This is a genomic window from Collinsella sp. An307 (genome assembly GCF_002161805.1).
Lineage (GTDB): Bacteria > Actinomycetota > Coriobacteriia > Coriobacteriales > Coriobacteriaceae > Coprousia.
This window is the reverse complement of the sequence record NZ_NFIP01000006.1, coordinates 138,009-156,559: the sequence shown is the minus strand read 5'-3', so window position 1 is coordinate 156,559 and position 18,551 is coordinate 138,009. Positions and strand designations below refer to the sequence as shown.

The following is an 18,551-nucleotide window of genomic DNA, read 5'->3' as shown; positions in this document are numbered from 1 at the left end:
GGTCCAGCCCTCCTCGAGCGCCATCAGCGCCAGCTCCACGTCCTCCCTGCTGTGCATGCGGACCTCCCGTCCGGACCGCCGCGCGGTCCAACTTTTTGTCCGCGGTCCCTATTTTGGGCAATTTGCCCGTTTTGCACAATCTACGCTTAGGGCAGAGGCGGTATCTTGCACCGGAGAACCAGATGGTAGCCCTTGAGAACACCTGCATTTGCAATGGCAAAGGGGTGCCGCGGTTGTTCTCACGGCACCCCTTCGCAGTGCAAGGCTATTTGCTGCGACTCATGCGCTTAGCGGCGGCGCAGGTCAGCGCCCGGGCTAGTCCCAGGCCTCGCGACCCTTGAGGGCGCGCAGGCCAATATCGCGGCGGAGGGTCTTGCCCTCGAAGTTAATCTTCTCGCAGGCAGCGTAGGCCAGGTCGCGCGCTGACTCAAAGGTCTCGCCGAGCGCGGTGACGTCGAGCACGCGGCCGCCCGCGGTCACGAGCTCGCCCGCCTCGTTCACGGCGGTGCCCGCGTGGTAGACGGTCACGCCCTCCATGGCTGCGGCGTCCTCAACACCGGTGATGACCTTGCCCTTCTCGTAGCTGCCGGGGTAGCCAGCGCTCGTGAGGACCACGCTCACCGCCCACTCCGGGCGCCAGCTGAGCTCGATCTGGTCGAGCGTCTGGTTGGCGCACGCGAGCATGACCTCAACAAGGTCGTTCTCCAGACGCGGCAGAATCACCTGCGTCTCGGGGTCGCCAAAGCGCGCGTTGAACTCGAGCACCTTGGGGCCCTCGGGCGTGAGCATAAAGCCGCCGTAGAGGCAGCCGCGGTAGTCGATACCCTCGGCCGCAAGCTCGGCCACGGTGGCCTCCATAATGCGCTCCATCTCGGCATGCTCAGCCTCGGTCACAATGGGCACCGGGCTGTAGACGCCCATGCCACCGGTGTTGGGGCCGCGATCGCCCTCGAGGGCGCGCTTGTGATCCTGCGAGGTGGCCATGGGGCGGACGGTCTTGCCGTCGGTAAACGCCAGAAGCGAGCACTCCGGGCCGGTGAGGCACTCCTCCACCACCACGGTCTGGCCGGCGTCGCCAAAGGCGCCGCTAAAGCAGGCGCGCACGGCGTCCTCGGCCTCGGCAAGCTCGGTTGCCACCACAACGCCCTTACCTGCGGCAAGGCCGTCGGCCTTTACCACCAGCGGAGCGCCCTGCTCGCGCACGTAGGCAAGTGCGGACTCCTCGTCCGTAAAGTCGCCGTAGGCGGCCGTGGGAATGTTCGCGCGGACCATGAGCTCCTTGGAGAACTTCTTGGAGCCCTCCATCTGCGCACCTGCCTCACCCGGGCCAAAGCACGGGATGCCCGCGGCGCGCACGGCGTCGGCCACGCCCACTACCAGCGGTGCCTCGGGACCAATGACCACCAGGCCGCAGTTGGTCTCGCGCGCAAACTCGGCCACCGCGGCCGGATCGTTCTCGTCAAGCGCGACGTTCTCGCCCACCTCGAGCGTGCCGCCGTTGCCCGGCGCAATGAAGAGCTCGCCGCAACGCGGGCTCTCGGCCAGCTTTACCGCCAGCGCGTGCTCGCGGCCGCCGCTGCCCAAAAGCAGGATGTTGATGGTGTTCTCCACAAGACCAGCTCCTCCCGACCCGGCTTTTTGAAAGCGCGGTCACAGGGCTCGCGCCGCACGGGGCGCGGCCTCGGCGTGTTTTGTTGCCACTCTATACTCTACCAGCCGGGCGGTTTGGTTGCGCCCACAATGGGGCACTACACGCTAAAACGTGGGCGTGAGGTAGGTCGCAATGTCGTCCAGCTCGGGTGAGTGCAGCACCGCGGGCATGGTAAAGATGCCGATGGCACCCTTGCCCACGTGCGTGGCAATAACCGGACCGATGGTGGACTCAGTAAGCTCGCGCACCGGGGCGCCTGCCTCTTTGAGCTGCTCGGCAATCTTGTAGGCGCGCTCGCGCTGGTCGGTGTGGAGCACGTAATAGATGAGCTCGCCGTGCGCGGCGGCGTCTGCGGCGACCTCCTTGGCCATAAAGGAGATGGCCCCCTTGGCGCCCTTGGCCTTCTTCTCCACCTCGATGGAACCGTCCTCCAAAAGCCCGATCACGAGCTTGATGTTGAGGAGCGTGGTCGCAAAGCCCTGCGCCTTGGTGGCGCGACCGCCCTTGACCAGGTTCTCCAGCGTGTCGGGCGAGAAGTAGATGTGGTAGCTCTTCTGGATGGCGCGCACGCGCTCGAGCGCCTCGTCAAGCGAGCCGCCGCGGTTAGCAATAACGGCCGCCTCCATGGCCATGGCGCCCTGCGCGACCGTGGCGGTGCAGCTGTCGACCACCTCAAGGCGCAGGCCATCGGGCACCTGGCCGGCGATGGCACGGGCGCTCTCGATGGTTGCGGAGAGCGCACGGGCGAGGTGGATGGAGAGAATCTGCGTGTAGCCCTGCTCAAAAAGCGCCTTGTAAACCTCGAGAAAATCCGCCGGCGTGGGCTGCGAGGTCACGGGCAGTGCCTCGGCACCGTCCATCTTACGCAGCAGCTCGGGTGTGGTGATGTCCACCCCGTCGCGATAGTCCGTCCCCGCAATAACCACGTGCAGGGGCACCACGTGGATGCCGAGTTTCTCGGCCAGAGCTTGCGGGATATCGGCGGCACTATCGGTAACGACGGCGAACTGGTTCATCGAGGGTCCTTCCATGTCATAAGGGATGCGGGCACAAAGCGCCTCGCACGCATGGTATCAAGCGTACCTCAACGCAGGGCCGTAACGACCGTCGTTGACGATTTTCGGCAAGTTGTTAGTCTTTGGTCGCGAAGCGTCATTGCGGCGCAAAAACGACCGTTCACCGGCGATTTTGCGCCGCTCATGCGTCCGTTTCTGTGCCGTTTGCGCACCCGCCCTTAGGGCCCTTAGTGCTCCCAGCCGCACTCGATCGTCTGGTCGCGGTCGGGGCCGACCGACACAAACGAGACCTTGGTGTGTGCGATCTCCTCAATGCGGCGCACGTAGTTCTGCGCCGCCTCGGGCAGCTCGTCAAAGCTGCGGCAACCCGAGATGTCCACGCCGCGCCAACCGGGAAGCTCCTCGTAGACGGGCTTGGCGGCGGCAAAGGCGCTCTCGTGCTCGGGGACGGTGGTGTAGCGCACGCCGTCGCACTCGTAGGCCACGCAGACCTTGATGGTATCGAACTCAGAAAGCACGTCGAGCTTGGTGAGGGCAATGTCCGTAAGGCCGTTCACGCGGGCGGCGTAGTTGGCAATCACGCCGTCAAACCAGCCGCAGCGGCGGCGGCGACCGGTGGTCACGCCGTACTCGTAGCCCTGCTCGGTCAGGGTGTGGCCCTCGGGCGTCTCGTAAGAAAGCTCGGTTGGCATGGGGCCCGAGCCCACGCGCGTGATGTAGGCCTTCATGATGCCCAGCACGCGGTCGATGTTCTTCATGCCCACGCCGGAGCCTGTCACCGCGCCGCCAGCGGTGCAGTTGGAGCTTGTCACGTACGGGTACGTGCCGTGGTCGATGTCAAGCAGCGTCGCCTGGGCGCCCTCAAAGAGGATCTTCTTGCCCGCGTCGATAAGCTCGCCCAAAAGCAGGCCCGTCTCGGTGATGTAGGGGCGCAGGCGCTCGGCCATAGGCAGGTAGGTCTCGCAAATCTGGTCGACCGTATAGGTGGGCTGGTGGAAGATGAGCTCGAGCTGCGGGTTCACGCGGTCAAGCGCGCGGGAGACCTTCTCGCGGAAGACGCCCTCGTCAAGCAGGTCCTGCATGCGGATGCCAATGCGCGCCATCTTGTCTTGGTAGCACGGGCCAATGCCGCGCTTGGTGGTGCCGATGTTGTGGCTGCCCAGAAGCTCCTCAAAGGCGCCGTCGAGGTCGATGTGGTACGGCATGATAACGTGCGCGTTGCCCGAGACCTTGAGGTTGGCGGTGGAGATGCCGTCGTGCTCGAACATGTCGATCTCCTCGAGCAGCACCGCCGGGTTGACGACGCAGCCGTTGCCGATGACCGAGATGCACTGGGGGTACATGATGCCCGACGGCACCTGGTGGAGACCGTACTTCTTGTCGCCCACAACGATGGTGTGGCCGGCGTTGTTGCCGCCCTGATAACGTACGACGCAATCGAAATCGCCAGCGATAAGGTCGCAGATCTTGCCCTTGCCCTCATCGCCCCACTGGGTTCCGACTAACACGGTCGACGACATGGTGTCTCCTCACCTAGCGCCCGTGCCACGCAGCCGTAGCCCGGACAAAAACTAAACAACCTCTCTATTATAGCCGCGGGCCACCTTCGCCACACAGCGAGCACGGTATTCGCGCCGTTTCAACCGGCAGGCGGGGGCAAGCGGTTTTCGTTGCATGTTCGTTGCAACGAAAGGGGCCGATGGAGGGTGGCGGAGCATAGCTCAAGTCGTTTATGAGCCTGTCGCGCTACCCCTCGTCGTGCACGGCGTCGAGTTCGTAGAACTTAGTCGAGGCGGGCACGAACGCCAGGTCAACGTCACCAATGGGGCCCGAACGGTTCTTTGCAACGATAACGCGCGTGACGCCCAGATCCGGCCGGTCGTCGCGCGAGGCTTCCGTCTCGTCCGCGGCGCGATCAAGGAACATGACGATGTCGGCGTCCTGCTCGATCGAGCCGGACTCACGCAGGTCGGAAAGCTGCGGGCGCTTACCGGTACGACTTTCCACCGCACGGCTGAGCTGCGAAAGGGCGATAACGGGAATCTCGAGGTCCTTGGCCATAATCTTGAGGCCACGGCTCATCTCGGACACCTCAACGGTACGGCTCTCTGCGCGGCGCCCCGGCGGCGGGCTCACCAGCTGCAGGTAGTCGATAAGCACAATGGCCCTCTCCTTGTTGTGCAGCATGCGCCGCGCTTTGGCGCGGATCTCGGTCACCGTAGTGCCCGGTGTGTCGTCAATCAAGATGTCGAGCTTGGAGAGCTCCTGCGTGGCCTCATTGATGCTCGCCCACTGCTCGGCCGTGATGCGGCCCGTGCGGAAGTCCGAGATGGAAAGCATCGCATGGGCGCAGATGAGGCGCTGGGCGATTTCCTTACCACTCATCTCGAGCGAGAAGAAACCAACCGTGAAGCCGGCCGCAGCAGCATTCAAGGCGAGGTTAAGGGCGAACGACGTCTTACCCACAGCGGGGCGTGCGCCCACGATGATGAGCTGGCCCTCGCGGAAGCCCAGAAGCAGCCTGTCGAGGCTCGGGAAGCCGGTGGGCACGCCGTGCGCCTGGCCGCCTGCGGCGCAGACCTCGGCCGCCTCGTTGTACGCCTCGATCATGAACTCGGTGAGCGAGCGGTACGCGGTCGAGACCTCGCGCTCGGTGACCGAGAGCAGCATGCTCTCGGCGCGCTCGACAACCTCTTTGGTGTCGAGCGGTGCGTCGTAGGCGAGCGCGTTGATCTGGTTGGTGGCGCCGATGATCTCGCGGAGCATCGAGTCGCGGCGCACAATGCCGGCGTGGTGCTGCCAGTTAACGAGCGAGAGCGTGTTGCCCACGAGCTCGAGGATGTAGGCCTCCCCGCCCACGGCGGAGAGCTTGTCAACGGAGGTGAGGTAGTCGATGACCGAGATGGAGTCGATAGGGATGCTCCGCTCGTTCATCTCGATGAGCGCCTGGAAGAGCGTGCGGTGAGCGGGACGATAGAAGTCCTCGGGGCGCAGCTGCGAGATGGCGTCGGGCACCACCTCGGTCGAGAGCAGCATGGCGGCGAGCACTGTCGCCTCTGCCTCAACGTTGTTGGGGAGCCCCTGGCGCGCGCCGCGGTCGGCGGGCGCGAGCTCGTAGCCGTCGTATCCGTAGTCGTCGGGCATGGGTCTCCTCTCATAGCGCATCCCCGCGCGGCACGGCAAAGGCCGCCGGGCGAGGTCATCTCTTAGGCGTTGGGAGCACCCATACTACGCTACTCGGGGCCTCTTCAAGCCTCAGAACTGGGCTTTTGGGACGCTTTTTTATTTCCACCGAGGCGGGGGATAACTTCGTCGGTGAAACTCTGCGCAAACGGTGCTTTTCAACGTTTTCCACATTTTTGCACGTCGGTTGAGGCGAGTTTTCCACCGGCAAGCGCTCTACCTGCGGGTATGTCAAATGACCCGGTTCTTTACCGCATCTTTATCGCCCGTAATTTGTACATTTTGTGAAACCGCAGGTAAAAGCCCTGTTTTTATACAATCCGCAGGTGGTTGGATGGGTTTGTAAACACTCTGCAGGTAACCGCATCTGAGTGTTTTCCAACCACGCGGTGGTCCAAAACGAAGAACCACCGCGTTTCACCTGTGGATTTCTCGCACGTTTCAACTGTCAAGAGAACACCCGTGCGCAAAACTGTGTGCTGGCGTTCGAAGGCCTACGGTCGACCATCCGACCGCTCGCCCGAGCGACCATCGTACTCGATCGCCACACCCGCGGCAGAAGGCTCGCCAAAGGTGATCTCGAGCGAGCAATCCAAAGCCCGCGCGATGCGCTCCAGCGTCTTCATCGTGGGGTTTCCACCTCCGCGCTCAAGCAGGCTCAGTGCTTCCTGAGACATCCCTGCGCGGCGGGCGAGCTCTTCTTGCGTGAGCCCGGCGCGTAGGCGCGCTGCACGAACGCCTCTCCCCAACCTGCGCGCTCCGGTAAATGTGTCGCCTACCTCACGAAGAAAGAACCCGTCTTGAGTGCTTTTTCCCCGGTTGCTCATCAGCAGCGTCGCCGGGTCGTATTCCTCCAGCTCATGCGCGCGGAGTATCTCACCTATGTTCTGCCTGCTCACCGGAGCAATGCGCTCCTCGACCCACGCCTGAACCAAGCGCTGGGGCACCCGGCGCTCACCCCGCTCCAGTGCAAGAGCAAACATCGCGGGAACGTCTCGCGGACCAACCCCCTCCACTGCCTCAAAGGAGAACTTCCGCGTGGCCTCGTCAAAGCACAAGGTACCGCACGGCGCGGCGCCTGGCTTCTCGCCATCTATGACCTCAAAGCGCCTCATACCAGCACCATCTCTTCCAGATAATCTCCCAAATCTTGTCGAGCAACACCGCCGGCGCGGCGTCCTCAAGCCCCGCAAGCAGATATGCACGGTCAGTCTCGCAAAGCGGTCGCGCTGGGCGCCACGGATGTGCCCTAACGTTTTCCTCAAGCGAACGCTCACCTACAAAGTTGGTGGTGGCCACATCCATCAAGGGATCAAATGCCGCAATCCGCTCATGGTCAGCGCCATACGGCGCCAACAGTGACATACCGTTGTCAAACACCGGCGCCAGGCGTGTCTCCCCTGTCGGAGCAATGATCACCTCAATATTCGACGCATGGCGGTCGCGGTTGGCAATCAGGTAGTCAACGAGCATCATCTGTGCGATGCGCTCTTCCCAGCCAAGGCGGACGCAAAACGCATAGGAATCCTCGCCCTCGCGACGACGCAGCTCAAAGTAGGTGCCAAGCCCCATTTTCTGCTCACCGCGGCGGCGGAAGTTCTTTGAGGAGTTGAGCCATGTCTCAAACTCCGTGCCATCCACATTGACCAGGGCATGAATGAGACGGTACTCAAGGTGCTCAATACCAAGAAGGCGCATGAGGCGACTTGCCACAATCTCGTTCACGCACTCCGACCCATCAATCTCGACGCCGGAATAGCGGGACAGTTTGAGATAACGAGCGCGCGTGCCCTCGCCCACACGCGCCTTAAGATACGTGCCGGCGGTGCCCGAGCTGCTGGCACGCTCACTCCATATGATGTCTCGGTAATCCTGCAAGGTGTGCACTACATCATATACACGCATTACAGCAGCTCACCTCCATACTGCGTAGATATATATCTAACTATATATTCTGCAACATGCCGGGGGAAGGGGTGAGTAGCGATTATGACGAAGCTCTTGTGATTGAGGCTTTTGCGATGCCGCTTCTACTCGTGGCTGCGGCGCCAGAGCTCCAGGTAACGCCCCACCTGCGCGGCCTCGATACGCTGGTAGCCGCCCGTGGGAAGCGAGTTGAGGAACTTCTTGCCGTAGCCTTTGCTCACCAGACGCGAGTCTGCCAGCACGAGCACGCCCGTATCGGACGAGGAGCGAATGAGGCGGCCCGCGGCCTGTTTGAGCTCCAACACGGCCTCAGGCAGCACGTAGCGGCTCCAGGCGCCCTTCTCGCGTAGATCACGCTCGCAGGAGAGCGGATCGGTGGGACGGGCGAAGGGGAGCTTGGGGATCACTACGCAACGCAGGGTCTCGCCACTTGCATCGAACCCCTCCCAAAACGCCTTGAGCGCAAAGAGCGACGAGCCCTTCTCGGAGATGAAGTGGTCGCGGAGCTGCCGCGCGGACGCTTGGCGCGTCTGACAGGCAAGCTCGAGCCCTTCGCGCGCGAGCGTAGGCTCCACACGCTCGTAGAGCTCCTCCATGTCGCGGCGGTTGGTAAAGAGCGTGAGCACCGACCCGCCCATGGCGCGGTGGACGTCCACCAGCAGGCGCTCGAGGGCGCGCAGGTAGGCGTCGCGATTGCGCGGGTCGGGCAGGTCGCCCGCCACCACCACGGCCATGTTGCGGTCAAAGTCGTAGCTCGAGTCCAGATGAAGCGCGCGCGAGGCGCCGGGCCCCAGCGCGTCGAGCCCCACCGCGCGGTTGAAGTGGCTAAAGTCGTCCGAGACCGAGAGCGTGGCCGAGGTGAAGATAAGACTCCGCATCTCGGGGTACCAGCGTTCGGCAAACACCTCGCCGATGTCGATGCGTTCGGCACAGAGGACTTCGCCACCTGCGCGCATGCGCTGGTTCACGCGGACCGAATAGACGTAGTGCTCGTCCTCCCCGTCGAGGATGAGCTTGAGCCCGGCGAGCGCCTCTGCCAGGCGCCGCTCGATGTCGGCCAGGTCGACTACCCACTCGGGGCGCTCTGCGCCCAGCGCCTCGACCGCTGCCTTGAGGTTCTTGTCTGCTTCGTCAAGCGCCTCAGCCGCCACACGGCCCGCAAGCGCGAGTTCCGTCCACTCGTTGGTGGAGCGCAGCTCGGGGCTCACCCACACGTTGGCGCTGTCGTAGCCGTACTCGCGCGAGGCGCGGGCGAGGTCGCGGGCGCGGTCAAACACGTTGGACGTAACGAGCGACGCGCGCGCCGCCGAGGCATTTGCCTTGGCGAGCAGCCCCATAAAGAGCGTTGACGCGTCCGAGGAGGCCACATCGGCAAGCACGCGGCCGAGGGCGCCGCCCTTGTCGTTACCGAGCCGCTCAAACAGCGTGCGGACCTCCTCGGCCGAGACCTCGATCGCCCACTGGCGGCGGGCCTCCGCCTCAATACCATGGGCCTCGTCCACCGCCCAAATGCGGATTGGCGGCAGAATCTTGCCGTCTGCCTGGACGTTGCGGAACAGAAGCGAGTGGTTGGTCACTACCACGTCTGCCCGGGCCGCGCGGCGGCGGGCGCCGTGGACCAGGCACTTGTCCGGGAAGAACGGGCAGAGCCGACGCGCGCACTCGCGCGAACCGGTGGTGAGGCTCGAGCGGTCGACGCTCCGCCAGCGGATGCCGAGCGCGTCGAGGTCGCCCTCGGGCGACTGGCACGCGTAGGCGTAGATGACCGCAATGGCGGTAAGCGTGTCCGCCGGGTCGCGGTTGGTCTTGATGGCAGCGGTGCTGCGGCGCAGGCGCTCGAGTTTGCGCAGGCAGGGGTAATGGTCGTACCCCTTGAGGGCCGTGTAGGAAAGGCCATCGTCAAGCTCGCGCGCGAGGCGCGGCAGCTCGTGGAACATGAGCTGGTCGGCAAGGTTGTTCGATTTGGTGGCCACGCCCACCGTGATGTTGTTGCGCTTGGCTGTGAGCGCAAGCGGGACCAGGTAACCGACGGACTTACCCACGCCCGTACCCGCCTCGATCACGCGATGGGACGAAGAGGCGAGGGCGTCGCGCACCTCAAGCGCCATGGCAACCTGCTCGGGGCGCGGCTCGTACTCGGGGTACATCGCCGCTACGAGGCCGCCTGGGGCGAAGGTACGCTCAATCTCTTCACGCGTGGGGACCGAGAGCGCCGGCAGCTCGTCCACATCGACATGCTGGGGCGCCGGGTCCGCCTCCAGCACGCGGGCGCGCGCCTCCATAAGTGAAAACGGCGCGTCTGAGACGGCCTCCTGCGCGAGGTAGGAGAAGATGGGGCGGTAGGGCCAGGCAACATCGGGGTGCATGTCCGCAAACGCGCGCACAAGGCCTTCGGGCAGGTCGGTGAGTGCGGTTAGAAGGATGGGCCACACGCCAGCTAAAGCATCAACGTCGTCGCACGCGCGGTGGGAGACGCTCGCGCAGCCAAAAAGCTCGGCCATAGTTGCAAGCTTATGCGAGGCCAGACGCGGCAGTGCCACGCGCGAGAGGGCAAGCGAGTCAATCCAGAGCTCGCTCACCTCGGCCCCGCCCGGCACGCGCTCAATAAACGCCCGGTCAAAGCTCGCGTTATGCGCCACCACGGGGCTGCCGCCCACAAACGCGGCAAGCGCCGCTACCGCCTCACGCGCGGTAGGCGCGTGCGCCACATCTGCGTTGGTGATGCCCGTGAGCTGCATAATCTCGGGCGGGATGGGGCCCGTGGGGTGCACAAACGTGTCAAAGCGCTCGGCAACCGCGCCGCCAACCAGGCGTGCGGCCGAGATCTCAATCAGCTCGTTTTCCTGCGACGAGAGGCCCGTCGTCTCGGTATCGAGGATAATGACGTCGTCGCCCAAAAGGCCAAAGTCGCGCGTGCGTGCCCGCTCGGCAAGCGTCACGTACGACTCGGCAACAAACGCCGGCGTCCCCGGCAGCAGCACCTCGTCCGGCGAGGCGCCGCTCGGAAAAACCGTCACTTCTGCCCCCAGAGCTGCGGATACATGCTCTCGGCAAGGTCGGCGGGTACCTCTGCGTCGTCCAGGTGATGGGCGGGGGCACCGTCGAGGGCAAGCTCCACCAGGCGGGCGCACACGTCACTAAAGGCCATGCCGGCGTGACGCACCTCGTCCGGGTAGAGCGAGGTGTCGGTCATGCCGGGGATGGTGTTGGTCTCGAGGATGACCGGGCCGTTCTCGGTCACGATAAAGTCGCTGCGCGAGAAACCGGTGCAACCGAGCGCCGCGTGCGCGCGACAGGCGAGCTCCTGGGCGCGGGCGTAGTCCTCAGGCGCAATCTGCGCCGGGATGCGGTGCACCTGTGAGGGGTCGATGTACTTGACATTGAGGTCGTAGAACTCAGCGTTCTCCTGCTTGCGGATCTCCACCACGGGCAGGGCACGCAGCCAGTCGGGCGCGTCGTAGACGCCCACCGTAATCTCGGTACCCACCAGGCGCTGCTCTACAAGCACCTTGCCACCATGCTCGGCAGCACGCTCAATAGCAGGCAAAAGCTCGTCTGCGCCGTGCACAAAAGACACGCCGTAGCTCGAGCCGTTCACCGCGGGCTTAACAAAGAGCTCCTCGCCCAAATCTGCCACCACGGCAGCCGGATCCACCACAGAGCCCGCCTCAACCACGCAATCGCGCGCCACGGGGATGCCCGCGCGCTCATACAGCGCCTTAGAGACCGCCTTGTCGGCCGTGCAGGCGCTCGCGATCACGCCGGAGCCCGTGTAGGGGATATGGCAGTACTCGAGCACGCTCTGGATCTGGCCATCCTCTCCGCCCTTGCCGTGCATGGCAATAAAGGCCACGTCAAACGAGCCGCCGCGCAGCTGGTCAATAAAGCTGTCGTCTGCCGGGTCGAGCATCTCAACCGTGCCAAAACCCGCCTCAACGAGCGCCGCGTAAACGTTCTTTCCCGAATTGCGCGAAATCTCGCGCTCGTCAGAAATACCGCCCGCCAGCACGGCGATGCGCATATCGCCCCGCGTCTTATCAGCCATATCGACCGCTCCCTTCGCGATGTTTTTGCATCGCTTTCGGTGCTCACTCTCACTCACGCTATCCTATTCTATAAGTTGCACCGTGGCCGCGCGACGGTGCGAACACCCAAATTGTCACATCTGCCACGTACGCCGGCTACAGAAAGGCATGCAATGGAACCCACCACGCCCTTGCGCGATATCCGCTCACTCACCCAGGACGAGATTCGTGCCCTTGTCGAGGAACTTGGTCAGCCGGCGTTTCGCGCTAAGCAGCTTATCGAGTGGCTTGGCGAGAAGCAGGCGGCCTCGTTTGACGAGATGACTAACCTGCCCAAAGCCCTGCGCGCGCAGCTTGCCGGGCGCTTCTCCTTTAACACGCCGGTTGAGGTCACCAAGCAGGTCTCGCGCGACGGTTCGCGCAAGTACCTGCTGCAGTTCTCCGATGGCGTGGCGGTGGAGACCGTCGGCATGCCCTCGCGCGGCAAGCTCGCCGTCTGCGTTTCCTCTCAGGCGGGTTGCGGTATGCGCTGCGCGTTTTGCGCCACCGGCCTTGCCGGCCTTACGCGCTCCCTCACCGCGCAGGAGATCGTAGACCAGGTCCTACACGTACAGCGTGATTTTGGCGAGCGCGTCACTAGCGTGGTCTTTATGGGCCAGGGCGAGCCCTTCGCCAACTACGACGCCGTGGTCGAGGCTCTGCGCATGCTCAACAGTCCCGACGGCCTCAACATCGGCGCGCGTCACCTTACGGTCTCTACCTGCGGCGTTATCCCCGGCATTCGCGAGTTTGCCAAGCTCCCCGAGCAGTTCACCCTCGCCATCTCGCTCCACTCCGCCGTTCAGGGCACGCGCAACCAGCTCATGCCTGGCGTTAAGAAGTACACGCTCCTGCGTCTGCACGAGGCGCTGCAGGACTATGTCGAGAAGACTGGTCGCCGCCCCACGTACGAGTACGCGATGATCGACGGCGTGAACGACACCAACCCCGAGATGCTCACCCTTTGCGACTTCTGCGAGGGCACACTTTGCCACGTGAACCTCATTCAGCTGAACCACATCCCCGACAGCCCTTTCCGCCCCTCCCCCGTCGAGAAGGTCGAGAAGCTGCAGAAGATGCTCGCCTCACGCGGCATCGAGGCCACGGTCCGCAACTCCCGCGGCTCCGACATCGACGCCGCTTGCGGCCAGCTCAAGCAGCGCATCGTAAACGCGCGCTAACGCCTCTAGCTGCGTATTCCTAGTTTTGCTCCTGACTCTTAAGCGGTTGTATTTCATCTGATATAACCTGAGGGCGGGTTGCATTGTTGCAACCCGCCCTCTTTTCTCGTATAAATTGCCACCGCTTCACGTGAAACCAGCTTTATGCAATTAATACTAAAAGCTCTACTTTAATTAGGTACCTAACTGTAATCAATCTTCTAGTATCCGATAGCACCCCACTGATTTTCAACCCAGTCTTGATTGATCTTCGGGTTCCTCGTCATCCTGGCAGTGCGCATTGCAACATCTTCCGTCATTCCGGAAACTTTGCGCTTAGAGATGTTGAATGCATCTTGCATGTTGCGAACTATGTAGGACCTTAGTTCCTCATCGGTCGCAAGCTTGTACCCTACTGCACAACCGATAGCAATGGCACCTAATCCAACTGCCGCAGCTGTAAGAGCCTTATTCACTTTGCTCACCACCATCAACAATCTGAGAAAGAATCGATGCGAGTTCATCCTCGTCCTTAAACTCAATCTCAATCTTGTTCTTACCCCGCGTACTCTTCACACGAACATTGGTGTTAAACACCTGGCGAAGAACTCGAGCCGCCTTCCTATAAGACTGCGGTGTGACCGGCCTTGGAGCTTTTGGCTGATCTCCGACAGAAAACAGTGGAGCAAGATGTTCTGTCGCACGTACCGACAAACCTTCAGCAACTACGCGCTCTGCGAGTTTGATACGTGCATCCTCATACGGCACGGCGAGAATTGCTCGAGCATGGCCCGCGGTAAGCTTGCCATCAAAGATCATCTGCTGGACAGGCTCGGGAAGATCAAGCAGGCGTAGTGAGTTGGTAATAGCCGAACGTGACTTGGAAACTGCCTTGGAGAGGGCATCCTGCGTCATACCACTTGCATCAATGAGCTGGCGGTAACCCTTAGCCTCTTCCAACGGATTCAAGTCTGAACGCTGGAGATTCTCAATCAGCGCAAGAGCCAGCATTTCCTCATCGTTGACATCTTTGATGATGACGGGAACCTCAGTGAGGTCTGCAAGTTTTGATGCCTGATAACGACGCTCTCCTGCGATGATCTCGTATTTGGCACCGTGTTTACGAACCAGGAGGGGCTGAAGTACCCCATGCTCGCGAATTGACTCACTCAGCTCGTTAAGCTCGGTCTCATTGAAATGAGTACGAGGCTGATTCGGATTGGGCACAATCTCACTGATTTTCAGTTTAGTTTCAGCAGCTGAATTTCCCGTTTCATACTGTGCTTCACCAACCAGGGCATTGAGACCACGCCCTAGAGCCTTTTTCTTAGGACTAGGCACGACGAATCACCTCTTTTGCAAGCTCACGATACGCTTTTGCACCCTTGTTGTTTGGTGCGTAGTTAATTACGGGCATACCAAACGAAGGAGCCTCCGAAAGCTTCACCGTTCGGGGAATCAATGTCTTAAACGTCTTATCTCCGAAGTAGCTTCTGACTTCATCCACTACCTGGTTAGACAGTGACGTGCGCGAGTCATACATTGTCATGAGCACGCCATACGTATCAAGATCCTTATTAATTCGCGTTTTCACCATTCTCATCGACTCGAGAAGTTTTGTAACACCTTCAAGTGCGTAGTATTCGCATTGAATGGGAATCAAAACACTGTCTGCTGCCGCCAGAGCGTTGATAGTGAGCAGACCAAGCGACGGCGGGCAGTCGATAAAGATGAAATCAAACTCATCTTTTACCGGTGCAAGCAGTTCTTTCAGTCTGGTTTCACGAGCCATTGCGGAAACGAGCTCAATTTCAGCTCCAGCAAGCTGAATTGTTGCCGGAACAACAAAGACCTTCTTAGTTTCAGTGTCATGAATGAGCTCTTCTACCGGAACATCGTTCAGCAATGCGTCATATACACACTGTTCGAGATCCTCTTTTTCGATTCCGAGGCCGCTTGTACTGTTTCCTTGCGGGTCAAAGTCTACAAGAAGGACCTTTTTATTCTGCTCACCCAGTGCTGCAGCAAGATTTACCGCTGTAGTTGACTTTCCTACGCCACCTTTTTGATTGATTATCGCGATAATTCGCGTTTGCTTTGCACTTTTCGAGCGCTTAACGTCTCTAAAGCCCACCATGCCTCCTTTTACGGTTAATGAACGATTGATGCATTGTGGAGCATGTTTCACGTGAAACACATTCACTGAAACTTCTCTGTCCTCTCATTATGTTTCACGTGAAACATGCTGACAAGATAGAAAATGAATTAGCCCTATGTTTCACGTGAAACATAGGGCTAATTCAAAGCATATTGAATGAAATCTAAGTAAGAGGAGTCTTTCGAGCAGTTCCAACAGCTCTGGGAAGCTTAATTGAAGGTTTAGATGTCTTCTTATATACCAAGAAAGTTCTGTGACCCAAATCATATGGAAGTTCAAACTCTGAGGTTGTGATTCGCGATAGGCCACAAATCTTCGCAGCCGCATCACCACTAGCCATCTCATCGTCTTCAGGATTGCCCTTACTTACAATCAGATGACCGTCTCGCATCAATATAGGTGCAGCATACTCAACAAGAACGGGAAGAGAAGCCATTGCGCGAGCGGTGACGACAGCAAAACTACACGAATGGATTGCACCAAAGGCTTCAACACGTTCCTGAGTAGCAACACAACGTTGAGACAGCCCAAGCTCATCTATAAATGAACTGACAGCTTTAACCTTCTTACCTACAGAATCAAGAAGAGTAAAACAGCGTTCGGTAGCAAGTGCCAGAGGGATACCAGGGAATCCACCACCTGTACCCATATCAAGAACAGCACCACTTGGAGATTCTTCTAAATAGGGAAGAAAGGTAAGCGAATCAAGAATATGAAGGACGAGCGCGTCATGTAAATCGAGGATGCGTGTAAGATTCAAAGTCTTGTTTGCCTGAAGGACAAGATACAGATGCTTCAGGCATCTATCAAGATTCTCATCAGAAACAGTAAGACCGAAATCCTCAGTAAGAGACTTCAACTCAATGAACAAAGCGTCACGATCAAAAGACTCAGTTGACACTTGAGACTCAGCAGAACGAGAAAGCTGCTCAGACATAACCACTCATCTCTGACAGAAACCAATGGGACAAGAAGTCTTGGCAAAAAAGAAGGGGTGCCGAAGCACCCCTTAAGCATAGCGGATAGGACTGCCGACTAGACAGCTGAAATCACAACGCGACGCTCGGGATCGACACCCTCGGAATGCGTCTCAACATTGACATTCTCACGAAGTGCAAGGTGAACCAGACGACGCTCATAAGCGTTCATAGGCTGAAGGGAAACCGAGCCATGCGAACGGATAGCCCGGGCAGCAGCACGCTCAGCCATCTCAGTAATCTTGTCATGACGGCGGCTCTTGTAGCCCTCGATATCAACCACAATGGGGAAACGGAAGCCAAGCTTGCGGCTCACCAAGAGAGAGAACATGGTCTGGAAGGAATCCAGCGTACGACCATGGCGACCAATGAGAACAGCCAGGTTGGGGGCTGTCACGTCGAGAATGACCTCACCGTCATCGCCCTCGTACTCGTCAATGGGGGAGTCGGCGGCGCCAAAGAAGCCAAGGACCTCGCGGAGGATGGTGATGGCGACGTCCACGATGGTATCCGTCTCCTCATCAGAGAGCTCCTCGCCAGCCTTGTACTTAGCAGCGATCTGAGCATACGGGCCAGCAACAACCTCAGCCTGAACAGCCTCAGTACCCTGAGTGAGCTCAGATAGAGTGGCGTCCATCTCTTCAATTACCTCAGACATATGCACCTCACTATTAGTTAGGTACCTAACTTAAAAGCAGAATCATACAGAGACGGCTGCCGAAGCAGCCGTCAACAACTATACCGCGTTAGTGCTTCTTATGCGGGCGCGCCTTGCGCTCACGACGGACCACGTCGACCTCGATGGGCGCGTTGGCGAGGCGCTCCTCCTCGTCAGCCTTGGCCTTCTCCATAACGCGCTGCGTGATGAAGATCTGCTGGATAACCTGCCAGGCAGTAGAGACGTCGTAGTACAGAAGAACACCGGCGGGAAGGCCCCAACCGATGAAGAGCATCATGATGGCCATGACAACCGAGGTGGTGCGCATGGTGGACGCCTGGGCGCCCGTCTGGTTGCGGGACATGTAGAGCTGCGGGATGAGCGTCAGCACCGCAAAGAGCACAAGCGAGATGAGGTACGGAAGAGCGGCGGTAATGCCCTCGGCCATAGTGCCCGCAGGGGTTGCGGTGAGGTCAGGCAGGATGTTGAAGAAGGAGAACGAGCTGCCCTCGAAGTAATTGGGCAGGTTAGAAAGCAGCGTGAACAGCGCAAACAGGATGGGCATCTGGATAAGGAGGGGCAGGCAGCCGCCAAGCGGGCTGAACTTGTTCTCGGAGTAGAACCTCTGCATCTCCTCGTTCATGCGCTGGGGATCATCGGCGTAGCGCTCCTGGATCTCCTGCAGCTTGGGTTGAAGGACCTGCATGCGCGCCGTCGACTTGGTGGACTTGATCATAAGCGGCGTCAGAAGAAGACGCACGATCAGCACCAGGATGACGATCGAGAGGCCCCAGTCAATAGCAAAGCTCTGGATGAGGCGCAGGATCTCGAAGAGAATGTTGACGATCCAATCCCACATAACGTTTTTCCTCCGTGTCCCGACCCGTTATGGGACGGGGTCATAGCCGCCCGCGTGAAGCGGATTGCACCGCAGGATGCGGCGCGCGGCCAGGAACATGCCGTATATAACACCGTGCTTCTCAATCGCCTCAACGGCGTATTGGGAGCACGTCGGTATGTAGATGCACGCATCCGGCAGCAGCGGGGAGATAAACCGCTGGTAAAACCGGATGGGCGCTATCGCACACCGTCGCAACCAAGAGGTCTTACCCATTGAGGGAGACTCCTGCCCGGTTGCAGAGCGACTGCAGGGCCTGTACGAGCGCTGCGGGTGTGGCGGTAGCCGTACCACGGGTGGCAAAGAGGATAGCCTCCTTACCGGCGGCGGGCAGCCCCACCGCACGCGCCGTCTCGCGCATCACCCGCTTAGAGCGGTTGCGAAACACGGCGTTGCCCAGTCGCTTAGGAGCAGCGAAGGCGACCCTACCCGGGCCGCCTTCGCTAGCAGAATCAACTATCACCATGCGCATCAGGGGATGGTTGTAGCGCCTTCCCTCAGAATAAACGCGCTCGAAATCCGAACGAGACTTGATGGTCTTCATACGGAAGCAAAGAGCGAGTTAGACGGTGAGGCGCTTGCGACCCTTGGCGCGACGACGGGCGAGAACGGCACGGCCGCCCTTGGTGGCCATACGGGCGCGGAAGCCGTGGGTCTTGGCGCGCTTGCGCTTGTTAGGCTGGTAGGTACGCTTCATGGTTACAATCCTCCTGCTGCGTTTCTAGCATGCGTACTTGCGGTTGGTGCACGTCATGCGGTTTATGCACGTGAGCTTTCAGATTGTAGGGAATACATCCATCCGCTGTCAACAAATCTCCGCAGGTTATCGACAACTCATCACAGCGCATTTTGCGAGCTTA

17 protein-coding genes are annotated in these 18,551 nt (G+C 60.2%); 1 reads left to right on the top strand and 16 read right to left on the bottom strand.

The window, feature by feature from the left end; translation table 11 throughout:
- Window positions 1–315: 315 nt before the first annotated feature.
- The 8 genes from purD to B5F89_RS06610 all read right to left on the bottom strand — a co-directional run bounded on the left by purD (window position 316) and on the right by B5F89_RS06610 (window position 11,821).
- Entirely contained in the window at window positions 316–1,611 is a 1,296-nt protein-coding gene (gene purD / locus B5F89_RS06645) for a phosphoribosylamine--glycine ligase (protein WP_204230618.1), read from the bottom strand.
- 144 nt (window positions 1,612–1,755) lie between these two features.
- A complete protein-coding gene (locus B5F89_RS06640; RefSeq protein ID WP_087430997.1) occupies window positions 1,756–2,667 on the bottom strand; it encodes a DegV family protein in 912 nt (303 codons plus the stop codon).
- A 227-nt stretch (window positions 2,668–2,894) separates the two neighbouring features.
- Window positions 2,895–4,187 (bottom strand): adenylosuccinate synthase, encoded by a 1,293-nt coding sequence (locus tag B5F89_RS06635; RefSeq protein WP_087430996.1) that lies wholly within the window; start codon window positions 4,185–4,187, stop codon window positions 2,895–2,897.
- 226 nt (window positions 4,188–4,413) lie between these two features.
- On the bottom strand, window positions 4,414–5,811 hold the full coding sequence (dnaB, locus tag B5F89_RS06630; RefSeq protein WP_087430995.1) for a replicative DNA helicase: 1,398 nt from the start codon (window positions 5,809–5,811) through the stop codon (window positions 4,414–4,416).
- Window positions 5,812–6,344: 533 nt separating this feature from the next.
- Complete coding sequence (locus tag B5F89_RS10130) at window positions 6,345–6,965, bottom strand: helix-turn-helix transcriptional regulator (protein ID WP_204230616.1); 621 nt, start codon at window positions 6,963–6,965, stop codon at window positions 6,345–6,347.
- Window positions 6,952–7,755: a hypothetical protein gene (locus B5F89_RS06620; protein WP_087430994.1), complete on the bottom strand. Its 804-nt coding sequence runs from the start codon at window positions 7,753–7,755 to the stop codon at window positions 6,952–6,954. The genes B5F89_RS10130 and B5F89_RS06620 overlap by 14 nt, the downstream gene beginning before the upstream one ends.
- Before the next feature lie 125 nt (window positions 7,756–7,880).
- Complete coding sequence (locus tag B5F89_RS06615) at window positions 7,881–10,793, bottom strand: helicase C-terminal domain-containing protein (protein WP_087430993.1); 2,913 nt, start codon at window positions 10,791–10,793, stop codon at window positions 7,881–7,883.
- On the bottom strand, window positions 10,790–11,821 hold the full coding sequence (locus B5F89_RS06610) for a D-alanine--D-alanine ligase (RefSeq protein ID WP_239286702.1): 1,032 nt from the start codon (window positions 11,819–11,821) through the stop codon (window positions 10,790–10,792). Before B5F89_RS06610 ends, B5F89_RS06615 begins: the two co-directional genes overlap by 4 nt.
- A gap of 153 nt (window positions 11,822–11,974) precedes the next feature.
- On the opposite strand from B5F89_RS06610, the gene rlmN reads away from it, so the two are divergent.
- Window positions 11,975–13,021: a 23S rRNA (adenine(2503)-C(2))-methyltransferase RlmN gene (gene rlmN / locus B5F89_RS06605; RefSeq protein ID WP_087430992.1), complete on the top strand. Its 1,047-nt coding sequence runs from the start codon at window positions 11,975–11,977 to the stop codon at window positions 13,019–13,021.
- 447 nt (window positions 13,022–13,468) lie between these two features.
- On the opposite strand, the gene B5F89_RS06595 is transcribed toward rlmN, so the two are convergent.
- The 8 genes from B5F89_RS06595 to rpmH form a co-directional block, all read right to left on the bottom strand.
- Complete coding sequence (locus tag B5F89_RS06595; protein WP_204230614.1) at window positions 13,469–14,341, bottom strand: ParB/RepB/Spo0J family partition protein; 873 nt, start codon at window positions 14,339–14,341, stop codon at window positions 13,469–13,471.
- On the bottom strand, window positions 14,334–15,134 hold the full coding sequence (locus B5F89_RS06590; protein WP_343206323.1) for an AAA family ATPase: 801 nt from the start codon (window positions 15,132–15,134) through the stop codon (window positions 14,334–14,336). Before B5F89_RS06590 ends, B5F89_RS06595 begins: the two co-directional genes overlap by 8 nt.
- A gap of 187 nt (window positions 15,135–15,321) precedes the next feature.
- The gene (gene rsmG / locus B5F89_RS06585; protein ID WP_087430989.1) at window positions 15,322–16,095 is read right to left on the bottom strand and encodes a 16S rRNA (guanine(527)-N(7))-methyltransferase RsmG; all 774 of its coding nucleotides are present in this window, start codon (window positions 16,093–16,095) and stop codon (window positions 15,322–15,324) included.
- A gap of 98 nt (window positions 16,096–16,193) precedes the next feature.
- Complete coding sequence (locus B5F89_RS06580; RefSeq protein WP_239286701.1) at window positions 16,194–16,793, bottom strand: R3H domain-containing nucleic acid-binding protein; 600 nt, start codon at window positions 16,791–16,793, stop codon at window positions 16,194–16,196.
- Window positions 16,794–16,881: 88 nt separating this feature from the next.
- Window positions 16,882–17,652, bottom strand: a complete 771-nt coding sequence (locus B5F89_RS06575; protein ID WP_087430988.1) for a YidC/Oxa1 family membrane protein insertase — start codon at window positions 17,650–17,652, stop codon at window positions 16,882–16,884.
- A 27-nt stretch (window positions 17,653–17,679) separates the two neighbouring features.
- Window positions 17,680–17,907: a membrane protein insertion efficiency factor YidD gene (gene yidD / locus B5F89_RS06570; protein ID WP_087430987.1), complete on the bottom strand. Its 228-nt coding sequence runs from the start codon at window positions 17,905–17,907 to the stop codon at window positions 17,680–17,682.
- Window positions 17,900–18,235: a ribonuclease P protein component gene (gene rnpA / locus B5F89_RS06565; RefSeq protein WP_087430986.1), complete on the bottom strand. Its 336-nt coding sequence runs from the start codon at window positions 18,233–18,235 to the stop codon at window positions 17,900–17,902. The genes yidD and rnpA overlap by 8 nt, the downstream gene beginning before the upstream one ends.
- An 18-nt stretch (window positions 18,236–18,253) precedes the next feature.
- A complete protein-coding gene (rpmH, locus tag B5F89_RS06560) occupies window positions 18,254–18,388 on the bottom strand; it encodes a 50S ribosomal protein L34 (protein ID WP_019127408.1) in 135 nt (44 codons plus the stop codon).
- Window positions 18,389–18,551: the final 163 nt, after the last annotated feature.

Coding starts and splice junctions, on each gene's coding strand:
- B5F89_RS06640 (WP_087430997.1), bottom strand. CDS start 2,667: ATGAACCAGTTCGCCGTCGTTACCGATAGTGCCGCCGATATCCCGCAA.
- B5F89_RS06635 (WP_087430996.1), bottom strand. CDS start 4,187: ATGTCGTCGACCGTGTTAGTCGGAACCCAGTGGGGCGATGAGGGCAAG.
- dnaB (WP_087430995.1), bottom strand. CDS start 5,811: ATGCCCGACGACTACGGATACGACGGCTACGAGCTCGCGCCCGCCGAC.
- B5F89_RS10130 (WP_204230616.1), bottom strand. CDS start 6,965: ATGAGGCGCTTTGAGGTCATAGATGGCGAGAAGCCAGGCGCCGCGCCG.
- B5F89_RS06620 (WP_087430994.1), bottom strand. CDS start 7,755: ATGCGTGTATATGATGTAGTGCACACCTTGCAGGATTACCGAGACATC.
- B5F89_RS06610 (WP_239286702.1), bottom strand. CDS start 11,821: ATGGCTGATAAGACGCGGGGCGATATGCGCATCGCCGTGCTGGCGGGC.
- rlmN (WP_087430992.1), top strand. CDS start 11,975: ATGGAACCCACCACGCCCTTGCGCGATATCCGCTCACTCACCCAGGAC.
- rsmG (WP_087430989.1), bottom strand. CDS start 16,095: ATGTCTGAGCAGCTTTCTCGTTCTGCTGAGTCTCAAGTGTCAACTGAG.
- B5F89_RS06580 (WP_239286701.1), bottom strand. CDS start 16,793: ATGTCTGAGGTAATTGAAGAGATGGACGCCACTCTATCTGAGCTCACT.
- B5F89_RS06575 (WP_087430988.1), bottom strand. CDS start 17,652: ATGTGGGATTGGATCGTCAACATTCTCTTCGAGATCCTGCGCCTCATC.
- yidD (WP_087430987.1), bottom strand. CDS start 17,907: ATGGGTAAGACCTCTTGGTTGCGACGGTGTGCGATAGCGCCCATCCGG.
- rnpA (WP_087430986.1), bottom strand. CDS start 18,235: ATGAAGACCATCAAGTCTCGTTCGGATTTCGAGCGCGTTTATTCTGAG.
- rpmH (WP_019127408.1), bottom strand. CDS start 18,388: ATGAAGCGTACCTACCAGCCTAACAAGCGCAAGCGCGCCAAGACCCAC.